The organism is Nocardia sp. CWNU-33, from assembly GCF_046764895.1.
Classification (GTDB): Bacteria; Actinomycetota; Actinomycetes; order Mycobacteriales; family Mycobacteriaceae; genus Nocardia.
Genome location: NZ_JBKOQN010000069.1, coordinates 1 through 14,457, shown reverse-complemented (window position 1 = coordinate 14,457; position 14,457 = coordinate 1). Strand labels below are relative to the sequence as shown.

Here is a 14,457-nt window from a genome sequence, read left to right as displayed (position 1 = left end):
CGCGACAAGCCATTACCGTTACCCACGAACGTCCTCCTACTGCGATGGGACACCAAGCCCGACAAGCGCATCAGGAGGACGTTCCCTCGTCCAGACACCCGGCGCATAGAACGTCTTTCTATGCCGCTGGGCGCGCTGTCCGACGGACGAGACCGGCTGCGACTCGAGACATCCCATAATGCCCAATACAGCGCGTTCGCAGGAGCGTGCAGGCGATCTCGGCCCCACCGATGAATTTCGCGCAGATCCGTCGTCAATGTCTCTAGATACCGAACGAGATGATCATGCGCCTTCCCTCAGGAGTGGCTGCCAAGTGATCTCGCCGACGCAGAGAGGAATTCAGGCATGACGAGACCGTTTCGATTCGGGGTCGTTGCCCCGCTCAGAACTGACGTGCCGACGTGGCGAGATCGCGTGCGCCGCATCGCCGACAGCGGCTACTCGACGCTGCTGGTGCCCGACTTCCCGCAGATGCAACCGGCGCCCGGTCCCATGCTGGCCACCGTCGCGGCCCTGACCGACCTACGCGTGGGCACGTGGGTGTACGCCTCGCCGCTACGCCCGGCCTGGCTGACGGCGTGGGAAGCGCACTCGCTGTCGCTACTGACCGAGGGTCGCTTCGAGATGGGCATCGGCACCGGCAGACCGGGAATCGAGGACGAGCTGCGCGACAAGGGAATGCCCGTCGTACCGCCGCCGTACGAGCGGCTGGCACAGGTACGTGAGACCGTCAGGACGCTGCGAGATCTCGACGGCCCTGACCGTCACACGCCCGTGGCGATGGCCGTACTCGGTCCGAAGGCCCGGGCGTTGGCGGCCGAGGTCGCGGACACGGTCACCTTCGTGCTGGGGGATCAGCCTCGGGGCGAAGTCGCACGGCTGGCAAGCGATTTCCGCGCTGTCGCGGACGTCGAGCTCGCGCTCGCCGTCCCGGTTATCGGTGACACTGTCGCACCGCACATGGCGCGCCCCGACACCGACACTGCTGCGCTTCGCGCGGCGGATGCACTGACCGTACTTCCGGATGACCCGGCGGCCGCCGCCGAGGAAATCCAGCGGCGACGGGAGGAGATCGGCTTCTCCTACTTCGTCTTCGGCGCCGACTTCGCCGAAAGGTTCGCTCCGGTCGTAGCCGAGCTCGCCGGACGGTAGTCGGGCGTCGATCACGCGAGCCTGGCGGCGTGTCTCGAATACGCGCGCCCTGGCGACGCCGTCGTCTTTGGCACCCAACATCCGCTCGTGCCGCATATCGGGCGCACCGAAACTCGGCTCTGCGCTTTTCGGATGCCCTGGATCACCACCCCGACCGGCCCATCCGAAGAATCCGATACAAACCAGAATGCAAACCGTGGGTTTCGGTGGGGTTGGGCCAAATAAGCCAGGTCAGGCCCGTTTAAAAACCGAGCCTGACCTGGTGTTTCTGTGGACAATATGCCACGGTATGCGAACCAGGACGCCCTCACCGGCAAGCTCCAGTCCATCCGTTCACAAGCCTCTAACCAGCGCGAATACGCGGTGCCAGCCGAGCGGCCGAAGGCCAATGCTCTCCGCCGACCCTATGGAACCAACTTCTACTCAGGCGTGGGCCTGGCCTCCACCGGGTCGGTTTTACGGCGGTTGCCCCGCCGAATACTCGCACGTGGGCGGAGAGTTCGGCGGGGACGTCGAGGATGGTTTCACCGTCGTGGACCAGACGGTACGCCACCACCACTGTTCGAGCGTCCGGTCCAGGCTCATTCAGTGGCGAGGACCGGTTGCCGGGTGAAGGACGGTTTCCGGTCGTAGAGGCCGGTAATCACCACACCGACGACGACAGCTAGTAGGCCACCGATAACGACATGGATCCATGCTGTGTGCAGTCCTGACGGTGGTGTCGAGTGGAAATAGAGAATCGAGCGCAGGCCGGCCACGATCGGCTGCATCGGTTCGAATTTCGCGATCGCGCGAAAGAACGCGGGAGTCGCTTCGATGGGAATCGTGCCCGCTGAGGATGTCATGGCCATGGCAACGAAGAAGAACATGTTGATCAACGGAGCGAGAGACCCGAAGATCGCGAAGACCGTCAGGGCGCCGAGGGCAACGGCGTCGATCGTGGTGGCGGAGAACAGATACAGCTGCCACGGTGAGGCGACAGGCATGTGAAGTGTTTTGGTCGCCAGGAGCTGGACCAATCCAGCGCTCGGGGGTGCCGCGATCAGCGCCACGCACCATTTGACAAGCAGCATGTGTAGTCGGGACAGGTGGGTGTAGCGGCGACGTTGTACTTTCGGTCCGAGCTCAGTGGGCTGAAACCCGCTGGCGGAGTCCACCACCGGGTGGATCACCGAGGCGCCGACGAAGCCGAGAAGAACCAAGACCACCGCGTAATAGAAGACACTGGTCCCGGACCCGGTGTGCGCCGGTAGTGGTGTCAGAGGTGCCGTCGCGACCGAGAACGGGTTGGCCAGCGCAGTAGTGGCGGCAGCGGTCGGCGCGTTCTGCGGCAACTTGGCACCCAAGTCCACGTTTACTGCGGCGACTACTGGCGCGAGGTACCCGGTGAACAATCCGGTGCTCATCGTCGCGGCAGCCGGATTGGTGTCAAGATGGATCACCGCATGCGTGGCAGCACCTGGCGAGCCGCTGGCGAGCCGGGAGATCTCGGCATTGAAATCGGCGGGTACGCGGACGGCTCCGAAGATCTTGCCGCCATCCATCTGCTCGCGTTCCTGCTCGGCAGTCATCGGAATGAGCTCGATTGCCTCATGGTCGACGCCCTGTGTGATAGCCGCACTGACCTGATCGGCGGCGCCGATACTGCTGGCGGTCTGAGGCTCGACGACCATGGCGACCGGAAGCCCGCGCAGGCTTCCGATCGGATCGAGGGTACCGCCGAGATAGACCGCAGGCAGAGTTAGTGCCAGGATCAGCATCACGACCAACGGCGGGAACCAGGTGCCGGGGTGGCGGCCGAAGTCACGAGTGATCTTCAGGGAATTGCGGAATTCGACGGTTACCGGAGAGCCCCCTTTCCTGCGAACCAGTTTCAGGACAGGGCGTTTGGCGGAGCGCGCCTCGAGTTGTTCGGCAAGGACCTGTCCGGCGAATTTTCCGCGGGCGGCGGGGTTGGCGTATCGCACCTCGGGGTTCACGCCGGAGAGGCGGTCGGCGAGGCGGTCGGCCCAGTCTCGCGATCCGGTGCTGCCGAGTCGCGTTTCTCGGCGATTCGGCGGCTGATCTCGCCCCACGACAGGGGCAGCTCGTCTGCCGGTGCATTGAAGAACACGAAGGTCGCATCCCGCATGACCCTTCGCTTGCGCGCGACAGTCGACTTATGGGGCTCGGAGCCCGCATAGGCGTAGATTGCCGCCTTGTCGTCCCATGCAGAGTAGGTCCAGAAGGTGCCCTTCAGCATTTCTGCTTTCAAGGCCACACCCAGCGCTCCTGGAGAACGGCGGGCCTGCCACCACAAGGTCAGTGACGCGATGAGGAAGCCGGGGGCGTTTACCAACGACTTGACCTCGAGGCGCGAAGCCATGCATTGGACCTCGGGGGTGGTGGGGTTACCGACCGTCTTCCACGGAAGCGTTGGCATTGGCTGCTCTTTTCGATCAGGAGGGCGGCGACGAACTGCCGTCTTCTCAAAGGTTGTCGAGGTTTCAGCCTCGGTTCGCGGTGGGAATTCATCAACGGCGAACTGCTTATAATGCGGTAAGCCACCGTGATTGATAGGAAAACCGCATGGACCTGCGCGATCTGGATCTGCGCGACATCGAGATCTTTCTGATGTTGTCCGCCGAGTTGCATTTCGGCCGGACCGCCGAGCGGTTGCACCTCTCACCAGCCCGGGTCAGTCAGGTGATCGCGAAACTGGAACGCCGCATCGGCGGCAAACTCTTCGAACGATCCAGTCGCACAGTGACATTGACACCGATCGGGCGACAGCTGCGTGACGACTTGCAGACCAACTATCGTGACCTGCGGGCCAGCCTGGGCCGGGCGGCCCGCTCAGCCCGCTACGGCGACGCCGGCATACTGCGGCTGGGAATCACCAGTAGCAACCTCGGCAACGTCCGCCCGCTGCTGAACACCTTCCAATCCCAGCATCCCCACTGCACCTTGCACATCGAGCACGTCCACTTCGGCAACCCCTTCGGCGCTCTGCGTGGCGACGAGATCGACGCACTGGTGAGCTGGCTTCCCATCGAGGAGCCCGATCTGGTGGTGGGCCCGACTCTCTATGAGGAACCGTTCATGCTGCTCGTAAGTGCGGATCACCCACTGGCACAACGTGAATCGGCCTCCTACGAGGACCTGGCCGACTACGGCGTCTTCGGAGTGCCCCCATCCGACCCGGTCAACCTGCCCCCCGACTACTGGACCGCCGCCGCCGTTCCCTACTTCACCCCCAGCGGCCGCCCCATCCTCCGCACCGCCCACGCCGCCAACTTCCAAGACCTGATACTGCTCGTAGCGGCGGGCAAGGCCATCACCCCGGTGCACGCCCACGCCGCCCGCTACTACTCCAGACCCGACGTCACCTACATCCCCATGCCCGATGTACCACCCGCCCGTTGGGCCCTGATCTGGCGCCGATCCGCCGAAACCGACCTCATCAAAGACCTGGCCGCCGCCGCCATCCTCACTGGCGATTATTTGCAGATCCCCGATGCGGAGGACGAAGCAGCAGACCATTCGGTTGCATCGGCCGGATCCCGCGGCAGCACCTCATGAAGCCCGAGTTTCAGCCCATGAGCTGTTCTCAGCGCCGGATTCCCGGAGGTACAGAGCGTCTTTCGACGCGCACGTGACTCCCGCGTCCGTTGCTTCAGAACGCGAACGGCGTCGTCGGAATCGTCCGCCAATCTCGACACCACGGAATCGGCGTACGGATCGGGCAAGTCGGCGGCCACATATGCCGCTGTCACTCGCACGTCCGGTCCTCGCGTCGCGTGGCGATCCGCAAGGCCTCCGCGGCACCGGGCTCGGCGATCATCCCGCCAGACTCGCCGCCTTGGCGGCCAGCATCGCGATTCGATCGCCCATACGCGGTCAGGGAAACGCTGTGTCGCGGTGAGCATCTCGCTGCAACCAGCGGCGTCGGTGCCGTACCGGCCGGTGGCCAGTGGTGTCGCGCGCTGAGTTGGGCAAGCTCGGGGCGGTTCGGGCGGTTGAGAATGAGCAGCCGGATTCGTGCGAGGCCAAGATCGGTTCGGCGGGATCTCGCGATGGGATCGAGTTGGACTGGGCGGTTGTCGTGGCGACCGTGCAGAAAGGCCCGAAGAGTACCGAGAAGGCAGTCGACGGTTTACGTGTCTACCTCGCGAACGATCGTGATGGCCTCACGGATAAGCAAATCGAGCAGCTTGTCGAGCGAAACTGCACTGTGTCAACGCAATTCCCGGCCGGCTCGGCACTGATGATGTTCGTCAAGACCCCGTTGGGTACCGAGCCGTGCCAACTCGGGGAATCGGTAATGCGGACTGCTGCAGCCGAGTTCGTGAAGGAACCGCTGCGGGGGACGGCACCGGAGACGGCGAGGACCATCCTTACCGGTGCCGATCCCTGCGATGTGCTCCCGAAGGTGGGAGTCAGGGTGAACCCCGTCGACCGTCGGATGCGAACCTGCGACTTCACCTATCGCGGCGCTGAGATTTCGGTGCGATAGGAGTACGAAGAGTAAGACATGATCCTGGGTGACGCACCGGAGGGCTTCCGGGCGCTCACTACAAGGTCTACAAGGACGTCTCGGCCAAGGGCGACTTCCACTTCCGCTCCGCGATCGTCGGCCCCGCCATCAACCCCGACGACCCGGACCTGAAATACGGACCGAGGGTTCCCGCGGTCAGCGTGACCGCAACGAACCCTGAGGACGCTGACTACATCCTGAGCCAGGTGCTCACCCTCTTCCCTTGAACGAACCTTCGCTGAATCGGGGATGTGCTCGATGTGATCTGGTCCCTCTTTGTGTGCCCGCCCACTCTGCTATCGGCTACCACGCGCTGATATTGACGTTGTGCGTGAAGCGGTACCACGGACCGTCGTGGAGTGTGTAGGTGAAGGAGTAGGAGATGGTGTCTTGGGACGGCTTCTCTGGGACACCGTTGGGCAGATAGATCAAGCAAGTCCGCGAGGCCGGGCTACCCGAACTTTCCTGGTCAGCCTCGACCAAGACCAAGACCACGAAGCCGCGCCGCCCCCCAGCCAGCATCCACCTCGGACCGATGCATGCCCCGATCCGCCGAAAACGGGCCGAAACCGTGGGGTAAGCGTGGGGTGGTTCAAATAAAACAGGTCAGGCCCGGTGCTAGACCGGGCCTGACCTGCGATTCTGTGGACCTTGGGGGAGCTTACTCGAACACCCTGGACGCCGGTGTGAAACGCCGATCAACTCCGAGCAGGCACGCACCTCGATCTACAGAGGAGAACAGTCATCCAGATGAACCGAGCCGGGGACGCCGCCGCCGGGCAGCTGGACTGCCTGGCAGAAATCACCTAGCCGCCTGGCGTAGCTCGACGCCGTAATAGGCCGGGAGGAAGGCCGTGGAAGCCGGTGGCCGTCTACAGCAGGACCAGTGCCGCCACCAAGCGACGACTTCCCCATCACTTGCCGTCTTTTCGATGCCACTCCCGCACCGCGTCGCGAGTCCGGTCGAACAATGCCAAGGGTGGACCTGTGAGCAGGTTCGCCAACGCCGATTCTCCCGTGTGCGGGTGCGGTCTGGTCGGGGCGATCGCTTCGGCGGCACGAACAGAGCCGGCCATGTGCTCCAGCTGGGTTGCCGAGTACTGTCTGCGCAACAGTGAGAACTCCTCGTTCTCTTCGTGAGTCGCGTGTGCAGTCACCGCCTCGGCGAACCCGGCCAGTTTGGTGTCGAAGTCCGGATGATCAACTCCGAGCGAATATAGTTCTGCCAGTGCGTGTTTGGCCTCATTCTCCTCTTCCAGTCTTTCGGCCACCAAGTGGTCAGCCCCGAATTGGGCACGGGCGGCAATGGGATGAACCACTTCTTCTTCGGCACTTTCATGGACCGCGAGTAACCGCACAAGTTCGGTGAACAGCTGTTGTTTGTCGCCGTTGCCCGACTTCAACTGGGCGAAGAGATCTTTGATCCGTTCGTGCTGCGCGGTGAGTAGCTCGACGACATCTTGATGTTCTTCGGTGGTCACGAGGAGTTCCTTTCGCTCATACGCGGAATGAATTCCTGTGCTTTGGTTTTGATGCCCTGAGCCATGAGGTGCCAGGCTCCGGGGTCACCGCGCAGGACGGCCTCCGCGGTATCTTTCATTTGCTCGAACGTCGCGTGGGGCGGGATCGGTGGAACCTCGGGGTCGCAGCGGACATCGAGCAGGGTCGGCCGGTCCGCGCTCAACGCATGCTTCCATGCCTCGGCCAGGTCGTCGGGGTTGTCGACCGCGATCGAGGACATACCCATATCGCGCGCCAGATCGGCGTAGGACACCTCCGGAAGTGACTGGGATTCTTCGAATTTCGGTGCGCCGCCCATCGCTCGCAGCTCCCAGGTGACCTGGTTGAGGTCGTTGTTGTGAAAGACACAGACCACCAGCCGCGGATCGGTCCACCCAGAGCAGTAGCGCCCGATGGTGAGCAATTCGGCCAGGCCGTTCATCTGCATGGCTCCGTCACCGACCAGGGCGATGACCGGCCGATCCGGATGTGCGAACTTCGCGCCGATGGCATACGGAACGCCGGGGCCCATGGTCGCCAAGGTTCCTGACAGTGATCCCCGCATCTGTCCACGCATGCGTAGGCAGCGGGCGTACCAGTTGGTGGAGGACCCCGAGTCGGCGGTGACGATCGCATCGTCCGGGATCTGCTGGGACAACTCCCACACCACCCGCATCGGATTGACCGGCTCGGCGGTGAGCATCGACTGCCGCTCGACGGTGTCCCACCACCGCGCCACGTTCTTTTCGATCTGTTCCCGCCAGGTCCGGTCGTGCTTGCGGGTGATCATCGAATTCAGTTCGGCCAGTGTTGCTTTTGCGTCGCCGACGAGATTTATCTCGGTCGGGTATCGCATCCCGATCATGGTGCCGTCGATGTCGATCTGTACTGCGCGGGCCTGTCCGAACTCTGGCATGAACTGCGTGTAGGGAAAATTCGAGCCGACGATGAGCAGGGTGTCGCAGTCGCGCATCAATTCGTAGCTCGGCCTGGTACCGAGCAGACCGATCGAACCGGTGACGAAGGGCAGATCGTCGGGCAGGACATCCTTGCCGAGCAGTGCTTTTGCCACGCCCGCCCCAGTGAGTTCGGCGCACTCTAGGACTTCGTCTGCCGCGCCGCGCGCACCCTGACCGACGAGGATTGCGACCTTGGAGCCGGAGTCAATGATTTCTGCGGCGTGCCGGATCTCGGCACGGGGTGCGGTGACCGCGGCCGGTGCGAAGATCGCCGGTGGGCTCGACGGCACTTGTTTGAAGTCATGGGTCGGTGCTTCGTATGGTTCTTCTTGCAGATCTGCGGGAATGATCACGGTGGTTGGCGCGCGCCGGGTCATCGCGGTGCGGAAGGCTCGATCCAGCGCGTTGGGCAGCTGACTCGAGACGTTCACCTCGACCAGATAGTCGCTCGCGACGTCCTTGAACAGGCTCTGCAGGTCGACTTCCTGCTGGTAGCTACCGCCCATCGCGCTACGTGCAGTCTGGCCAACGATCGCGACGACAGGAACATGGTCGAGTTTGGCGTCATAGAGACCATTGAGCAGATGGATCGCGCCGGGCCCGGAGGTGGCCATGCAGACGCCGACGCAGCCGCTGAACTTGGCGTAGCCGGTGGCCTGGAAGGCCGACATTTCCTCGTGCCTGGCCTGGATGAACTGGGGTTTGTTGTCGGCGCGGCCGAACGCGGCGACCAAACCGTTGATGCCGTCACCGGGGTATCCGAAAACCTGGCGCACACCCCATTCGCGCAACCGTTGCAGGACATAGTCACCAACCTGCTGACTCATGGAGACCTCCCATCGGTCCTCTCGTCGGCCGAGGGGTTGCCGGTAGACAGGGACGTGTCCCCATCTCTGCCCGAGAGCTTGCGGTACCGCACAAGTGGTTCCATAGCTGGCTCCTACCCGGTATTCGGACGACCAATCGAGGATCTCCAGTTGCGACCGCTCGGCGAGGAGCAAACCTGCATCGCAGGCTTCGGAAACCGAACCCACTGACGAGTTGTCACAACGGCGTCCTCAGAGCCCGGAACCAGGCCCGCGAATCCGAGCCGAAGTGACACCGCATTCGCCGACGGCGAGCCACCCGGTCGCCTCAAACCCGGCGGGGACTGGGCAACCACGTCCCGACAGCCTCACGCCTGCGACGCTGTCGGCGTACACGGCCGCCATCCAGCCCCGACGGACATGCGGGGTCATACAAATCCGACACACCTTCAGACGCCGACCCGACCGTTGAACACAACGGCGGTCGCGACCACATGGGTGCGCATATTCCCGAGCCCCCGATAGCCGGAGACATCTCGGGATCAATATCAGGGGCTGCGCGACGGCTGTTCAGGATCAGCCCGCTGCTGCGTCTCACCCGAGTTCGAGTCCGGATCGACCTTGTCCGCGCGTTCCCACTCCTTGTCCAACTCGGTTCGCGAATCCGCCGCTTCGCTGTGGTGCACGTGCGCCTGCTGCGCAAGCTGCTCGGCCTGCGCCGCCTTGGCCTCACCTTCGGCCTCCGCCGCGCGGCTGCGGGCAGCGACCTCATTCGCCCGCGCCTGCTGCTGACCGACCTCGAATTCCTGTTTCGCCGCGCGGTCACGGATGCCCTCGGCTTCGACCCGCTGGTGTTCGCGCCGTTGGCGCATCAACATCCAGGCCACAAGCAAAACGACCACAACCGCGACGATCACGATCACGATCACAATGGTGGTGCTCATCTTTCGACTCCTCGCACTCTCCCCCCTCTACCCTAACGCCACTCCACCACTCCCGAGCTGGGAAAATGAGCGACCAGACGCCCAAAAGCCGCTGGCGGACAGCACGGCAAGGCAACTCGATGCAGCTCATCGCACGCCCGCGCCCGCGCAACCGCGGCGAGAACGCGCCACGGAACTCCGGTAGTGGCAGCGCGATAACACCGGGCGTCTCGGCGGACGCCGACGTTCCGAGGGCCCCGGTTATCGGTGATAACTCCTCCTCTGCTGCAGCTGAGACCCGCTTTCCCGAGCGCAGAAGTGCCCACCATCACCCGGTCGTTGCCTTCCACCGTTGTTTGGTGGCGCAGATGCGGGCTATCCGCAAGAGGACCGGCTGGAAAACACGGGCCGGGCACCTTCGAAGAAAGGGGCTCGCACCATGAGCGCTGTAGACAAGGCAAAGAACAAGGCCGAGAACCTCGCCGGTAAGGCCAAAGAAAAGTTCGGCGAGGCCACCGACGACAAGAGCAAGAAGCACGAGGGCAAGGCCGATCAGGCCAAGTCCGACCTGAAAGATGCGGGCGAGAAGGTCAAGGACGCCTTCCGCGACTGACTCGACGCTCGCCCGCGTCGAGCGCGAGCGGGTGACCAGCCGAGGTCATCCGCTCGACGCACACTGATTCCCGTTGTCCACCAGCTTATTTCGCGCAGAGGTCAGCGCTCGTCCAAAGACGGCAACACCGTTTCATCGACGATCAGCAGCACGGCGGCAGCGACCGGGATGGCGAGCAGCGCACCGACAACCCCGAGCAACGCGCCACCGACCAGAACCGACACCACCGTCACGATCGGAGGCACCCGCACCGTTCTGCCGATAATTCTGGGCACGAGTGCGTAGTCCTCGAACAACCGCAGGACGATGAAGAAAATGACGGTAGCCACGGTGACGGGCACCGACACGGTGAGCGCGACCAGGGCCACGATGATCCCCGCCAGGGTAGAGCCCACCACAGGGATCAAGTCGAGGACAGCGACCAGGACGGCCAGTAGCAGCGGGTACGGCACATCGAAGATCATCAGCCAAATGAAGGTCAGCACCGCGGTGATCACCGAAATGACCAAATTCCCTAAGATGTAGCCGCCGACCTTCACGAAGATCTCATCGCCGATCAAGATCGCCCGTGGGCGGCGGGAGCGCGGAAACAGCCGATAGATCGACTCGCGAACCTGCGCGAAATTGGCCATGAAATAGCCGGTCAGCACGGCGACGATCACTGTGCCGCTGACAATGCTGAAGACGAGTCGACCCGCGCCGAGGACACCTCCGGCCAGCTTCGAGGGATCGGACTCGAGTCCTTCCTTGAGTCGATCCTGGAGGTGGAAGCGAGTGTCGAGCGTGTCGATGAGCGGATATTGTTGCGCAAGATGGTTGATGTAGTCCGGAGCGTTGTGGACTAGCGCGCTGCTTTGGGTGACCAAGGGAGGTATCGCGGCCGCAAGGAACCCTGCCAGCAAGCCGACCGCCACCACGAATACTGCGGTCACCGCGGCCCATCGCGGGAACCATGGCCGAACCAGCCATGACACGACAGGTTCCAGACCGATCGCCAGAAACAACGCGATGGTGATCAGTACCAGCACTTGACTCGCGGCGAGTACCGCCTGGATCGCGCCGTAGGTCACCGCCACTCCCGCCGCGCCCGCCATACCGACCATGAACGGCGATCGCCGATCGAATCGACGCCCCGGCTTCCCCAGCGGATTCTGCGTCGTACTTGCCTGCGCCGCCGCAGCTTCCGCGGCAATGATGGGCCCGCCTTCGTCGGTGGTGTGGGGTTGCGCGACCAGGTCGCTGTGGGCCTGCTCCGCCTCGTCGGCGGTGCGGGGGGCCTCACTTGGGCCTGGGTCGGTGTCTTCGTTCATAAATGGGTCCGCGGGGGGTATGCGACTGCGGCGGAGGAAGCATGTCCGTAGACCGGCCAGGGATCTACGGTCGCTGGTCAGTCGAAACGCATCGACAAGCTCACCGACATCATCGGCGATCTACTGATCCGCAAGCTCGATGGGCAGGCCCCGAAGCCGACTATTTGAGCCACACTGAGCATACCGTGAACGCATAGCAGGCCGATCTGTGTTCAGTGCAGCCGAACCCGAAAACATCGTCGCAACACTGTTGAGCTGCGACTTCGATAAAACAGGGGTGTACATCTTTGGGTCTGAGGCGTCTACTGGAATATGGAGGACATCGGGTTGATCATCATGGCTTTGTTCTTCCCGTGGTCATGGTTGGGTGGGCGTAATGACTGGTGCTGACATTGCGCACACGATCGGATAGGAGCACTGGGGGGTCCTCGGGCCCCTCGAATACAGAGAAACCAGGTAGCTGGCCATGATCGTTCTCGGAGTCATCCTTCTTGTCGTTGGGTTCATAATTGGTATCCCGATCCTCTGGACCATCGGAATCGTGGTGCTCGTCATCGGGCTCGTGTTACTGCTGATGGGATCCATGGGACGCGCAGTCGGCGGCCGACGCCATTACTACTGACCAGCAGGCGCGACAGCCGCTGCCCGCTCATCGCATACCTCGAAGCGGCTCACCGCACACCTGTACTCGTTCTCCTTCGCGCCCAACCACGACCGGCACACGCGGTATCCAGAGCGGTCGGAGATCCTGGACTACTTGCGTCGCGTAGCCACCGAACACAGGCTGGTCACGTCGCCACTCGAGCTGCGGTTCGGGCATTCCCCGCAACAAGACTCGTTGCCACCGTGGAGATCGCGATCGGCTTCGGGTCATCGTGGATTACTTCGGTTGTGGCTGTCCCGCGCACCGGCTACCCACGTGTGACGCTGGCTGTTTGCTCGCCGAGTCCCGGGGTAGCCGGGAACCATGACCAACTCGGGATGCGACCGGGCCCGTTCCACGGACACCGGCCGACACGAGGATGCCTGCGTGATCGCTCGAGTCCTGGTCGTCGTTCCGGTTCGGGATGAAGAGCGGCTGTTGCCCGCCTGTCTGACAGCGCTGGCACGCGCGGCGGAGCGGGTGGATGTTCCGGTTCGGATCCAGCTCGTCCTGGACGCGTGTACCGATGCCTCCGCGCGGGTGCCCGCCTCGAACGTCGAGGTGATGGAGATCGACGAACGCAACGTCGGCGCGGCCCGTTCGCTGGGTTTCGCCGAGACAGGCGCGACCTGTGGGCCTGAGACCTGGTTCGCCACCACCGACGCCGACTCCGAGGTCGACGACTCGTGGTTGCGGGCGCAGCTCGGATACGCGTGCAACGGCACCGATGTCGTCGCCGGGGTCGTCGGCGTGCGGAGCTGGGCCGATCAGGCGGCAGCCACCCGGCGCGCCTACGAGAAGCAATACCGCTCGACCGGAGCACACGGCCACGTGCACGGTGCGAATCTCGGTTTTCGAGCCGACACATATTGGCGAATCGGTGGCTTTCGGCACCTGCGCACCGGTGAGGACATCGAGATGGTGGCGCGCATGATCGCCGCCGGCGCGCGGGTCACGTGGGCCGATGACGTGGTCGTCACTACCTCGGCGCGGCGCATCGGGCGTGCACCGCACGGATTCGCCGACCACTTACGACGCATCGAACGAGCAGTGAACCCCCATCGCAAGGAGAGCCGAAGTGCCTGACATTGCCGAACAGGTCCTGTGCCGTTCCACTGGCATGGTGTCGAATGCTTTACGCGGACTGGCCGATTCGGGTCGGCTCGAGCTGCCGTATCCCGGATCGGGCCGAACTGTCGAACGCTGGCGCATGCTGGCCGCATTGGCGTTCGAGAACACGGTGGTCGGACGGTTGGCGGAAGCGCACGTTGATGCGGACGCGATACTGGCCGAGCTCGGAGGCAATGGGGTGGTCCGCGGTCAGATCTGGGGAGTATGGGCAGCCGAGCCACCGAAGCCGGTGCTGCACGCGCGATTCGAGGCCGGCAGTTGGACCGTGACGGGTCGCAAGCTGTGGTGTTCGGGAGCGACCATCTGCACCCATGCCCTCGTCACCGCCCGGGTGGGGAACGAACGCAGGCTGTTCGCCCTCGACCTCGGGCAGCCCTCGGTCCGCACCGTGCCCGGTACCTGGCATGCAGTCGGTATGCGGGAGTCCGACTCCGGTGCAGTCGATTTCGATGAGGCCCCCGCTGAACCCATCGGCGAACCCGGTGCCTACCTGACGCGTCCCGGCTTCTGGCACGGCGCGATCGGAGTAGCCGCCTGCTGGTACGGCAGCGCCTGCGCCATTGCCGGGATGCTGCACGACTATGTCGCCGCGGGCAAGGCCGACGAGCACGCCTCGGCGCATCTGGGCGCGGTGCTGAGCGGGCTGCATGCCGCCCGGTTGGGCCTGACCGACGCCGCGCACCGGATCGACGAAGACCCCTACGATGCGTCGGCGACGGCACGGCTGCGCGCCAGGACGGTGCGCGCGGTGGTCGAAGACGCCGCCACCACTGCCATCGACCGTGTCGGGCGCGCGCTCGGCGCCGGTCCACTGTGCGCGGATGCCGAGCACGCGCAGCGTGTCGCCGACCTCACCGTCTACCTCCGCCAGAGTCATGCGGAGCGAGACCTGGCCGATCTCGGC

At 63.9% G+C, this 14,457-nt stretch carries 13 protein-coding genes; 6 read left to right on the top strand and 7 right to left on the bottom strand.

Features of this window, described 5'->3' with window-relative positions:
* Positions 1-345 precede the first annotated feature (345 nt).
* The gene (locus ACLMAL_RS38675; protein WP_412003606.1) at positions 346-1,152 is read left to right on the top strand and encodes an LLM class flavin-dependent oxidoreductase; all 807 of its coding nucleotides are present in this window, start codon (positions 346-348) and stop codon (positions 1,150-1,152) included.
* Between the two features lie 581 nt (positions 1,153-1,733).
* On the opposite strand, the gene ACLMAL_RS38670 is transcribed toward ACLMAL_RS38675, so the two are convergent.
* Together ACLMAL_RS38670 and ACLMAL_RS38665 are read right to left on the bottom strand one after the other, a co-directional pair.
* On the bottom strand, positions 1,734-3,131 hold the full coding sequence (locus ACLMAL_RS38670; protein ID WP_412003605.1) for an ABC transporter permease: 1,398 nt from the start codon (positions 3,129-3,131) through the stop codon (positions 1,734-1,736).
* Positions 3,128-3,517: a hypothetical protein gene (locus ACLMAL_RS38665; protein WP_412003604.1), complete on the bottom strand. Its 390-nt coding sequence runs from the start codon at positions 3,515-3,517 to the stop codon at positions 3,128-3,130. The genes ACLMAL_RS38670 and ACLMAL_RS38665 overlap by 4 nt, the downstream gene beginning before the upstream one ends.
* A gap of 203 nt (positions 3,518-3,720) precedes the next feature.
* Here ACLMAL_RS38665 and ACLMAL_RS38660 point away from each other — a divergent pair, with 203 nt between their 5' ends.
* The gene (locus ACLMAL_RS38660) at positions 3,721-4,713 is read left to right on the top strand and encodes a LysR family transcriptional regulator (protein WP_412003603.1); all 993 of its coding nucleotides are present in this window, start codon (positions 3,721-3,723) and stop codon (positions 4,711-4,713) included.
* Positions 4,714-5,971: 1,258 nt separating this feature from the next.
* On the opposite strand, the gene ACLMAL_RS38655 is transcribed toward ACLMAL_RS38660, so the two are convergent.
* The 4 genes from ACLMAL_RS38655 to ACLMAL_RS38640 form a co-directional block, all read right to left on the bottom strand.
* Positions 5,972-6,190, bottom strand: coding sequence for a hypothetical protein (locus ACLMAL_RS38655; protein ID WP_412003602.1), 219 nt, complete (start codon positions 6,188-6,190; stop codon positions 5,972-5,974).
* A gap of 392 nt (positions 6,191-6,582) precedes the next feature.
* Positions 6,583-7,149: a hemerythrin domain-containing protein gene (locus ACLMAL_RS38650; RefSeq protein WP_412003601.1), complete on the bottom strand. Its 567-nt coding sequence runs from the start codon at positions 7,147-7,149 to the stop codon at positions 6,583-6,585.
* The gene (locus ACLMAL_RS38645; protein ID WP_412003600.1) at positions 7,146-8,954 is read right to left on the bottom strand and encodes a thiamine pyrophosphate-requiring protein; all 1,809 of its coding nucleotides are present in this window, start codon (positions 8,952-8,954) and stop codon (positions 7,146-7,148) included. The genes ACLMAL_RS38650 and ACLMAL_RS38645 overlap by 4 nt, the downstream gene beginning before the upstream one ends.
* 527 nt (positions 8,955-9,481) lie before the next feature.
* Complete coding sequence (locus tag ACLMAL_RS38640; RefSeq protein WP_412003599.1) at positions 9,482-9,877, bottom strand: hypothetical protein; 396 nt, start codon at positions 9,875-9,877, stop codon at positions 9,482-9,484.
* Positions 9,878-10,295: 418 nt separating this feature from the next.
* Here ACLMAL_RS38640 and ACLMAL_RS38635 point away from each other — a divergent pair, with 418 nt between their 5' ends.
* On the top strand, positions 10,296-10,469 hold the full coding sequence (locus tag ACLMAL_RS38635) for a CsbD family protein (RefSeq protein WP_412003598.1): 174 nt from the start codon (positions 10,296-10,298) through the stop codon (positions 10,467-10,469).
* A gap of 101 nt (positions 10,470-10,570) precedes the next feature.
* Here the strand turns inward: ACLMAL_RS38635 and ACLMAL_RS38630 are convergent, their stop codons facing one another.
* A complete protein-coding gene (locus ACLMAL_RS38630) occupies positions 10,571-11,779 on the bottom strand; it encodes an AI-2E family transporter (RefSeq protein ID WP_412003597.1) in 1,209 nt (402 codons plus the stop codon).
* 466 nt (positions 11,780-12,245) lie between these two features.
* On the opposite strand from ACLMAL_RS38630, the gene ACLMAL_RS38625 reads away from it, so the two are divergent.
* The 3 genes from ACLMAL_RS38625 to ACLMAL_RS38615 all read left to right on the top strand — a co-directional run.
* The gene (locus tag ACLMAL_RS38625; RefSeq protein WP_412003596.1) at positions 12,246-12,401 is read left to right on the top strand and encodes a DUF6131 family protein; all 156 of its coding nucleotides are present in this window, start codon (positions 12,246-12,248) and stop codon (positions 12,399-12,401) included.
* A 408-nt stretch (positions 12,402-12,809) separates the two neighbouring features.
* On the top strand, positions 12,810-13,508 hold the full coding sequence (locus ACLMAL_RS38620; protein WP_412003595.1) for a glycosyltransferase: 699 nt from the start codon (positions 12,810-12,812) through the stop codon (positions 13,506-13,508).
* A 34-nt stretch (positions 13,509-13,542) separates the two neighbouring features.
* Positions 13,543-14,457, top strand: a 915-nt coding sequence (locus ACLMAL_RS38615; RefSeq protein WP_412003607.1) for an acyl-CoA dehydrogenase family protein, incomplete at its 3' end; no start/stop codon positions are given.

What these genes read in the sequence shown, in the direction of transcription:
- ACLMAL_RS38630 (WP_412003597.1), bottom strand. Translation starts at nt 11,779, where the DNA reads ATGAACGAAGACACCGACCCAGGCCCAAGTGAGGCCCCCCGCACCGCC.
- ACLMAL_RS38625 (WP_412003596.1), top strand. Translation starts at nt 12,246, where the DNA reads ATGATCGTTCTCGGAGTCATCCTTCTTGTCGTTGGGTTCATAATTGGT.
- ACLMAL_RS38640 (WP_412003599.1), bottom strand. Translation starts at nt 9,877, where the DNA reads ATGAGCACCACCATTGTGATCGTGATCGTGATCGTCGCGGTTGTGGTC.
- ACLMAL_RS38660 (WP_412003603.1), top strand. Translation starts at nt 3,721, where the DNA reads ATGGACCTGCGCGATCTGGATCTGCGCGACATCGAGATCTTTCTGATG.
- ACLMAL_RS38655 (WP_412003602.1), bottom strand. Translation starts at nt 6,190, where the DNA reads ATGCTGGCTGGGGGGCGGCGCGGCTTCGTGGTCTTGGTCTTGGTCGAG.
- ACLMAL_RS38665 (WP_412003604.1), bottom strand. Translation starts at nt 3,517, where the DNA reads ATGGCTTCGCGCCTCGAGGTCAAGTCGTTGGTAAACGCCCCCGGCTTC.
- ACLMAL_RS38675 (WP_412003606.1), top strand. Translation starts at nt 346, where the DNA reads ATGACGAGACCGTTTCGATTCGGGGTCGTTGCCCCGCTCAGAACTGAC.
- ACLMAL_RS38635 (WP_412003598.1), top strand. Translation starts at nt 10,296, where the DNA reads ATGAGCGCTGTAGACAAGGCAAAGAACAAGGCCGAGAACCTCGCCGGT.
- ACLMAL_RS38645 (WP_412003600.1), bottom strand. Translation starts at nt 8,954, where the DNA reads ATGAGTCAGCAGGTTGGTGACTATGTCCTGCAACGGTTGCGCGAATGG.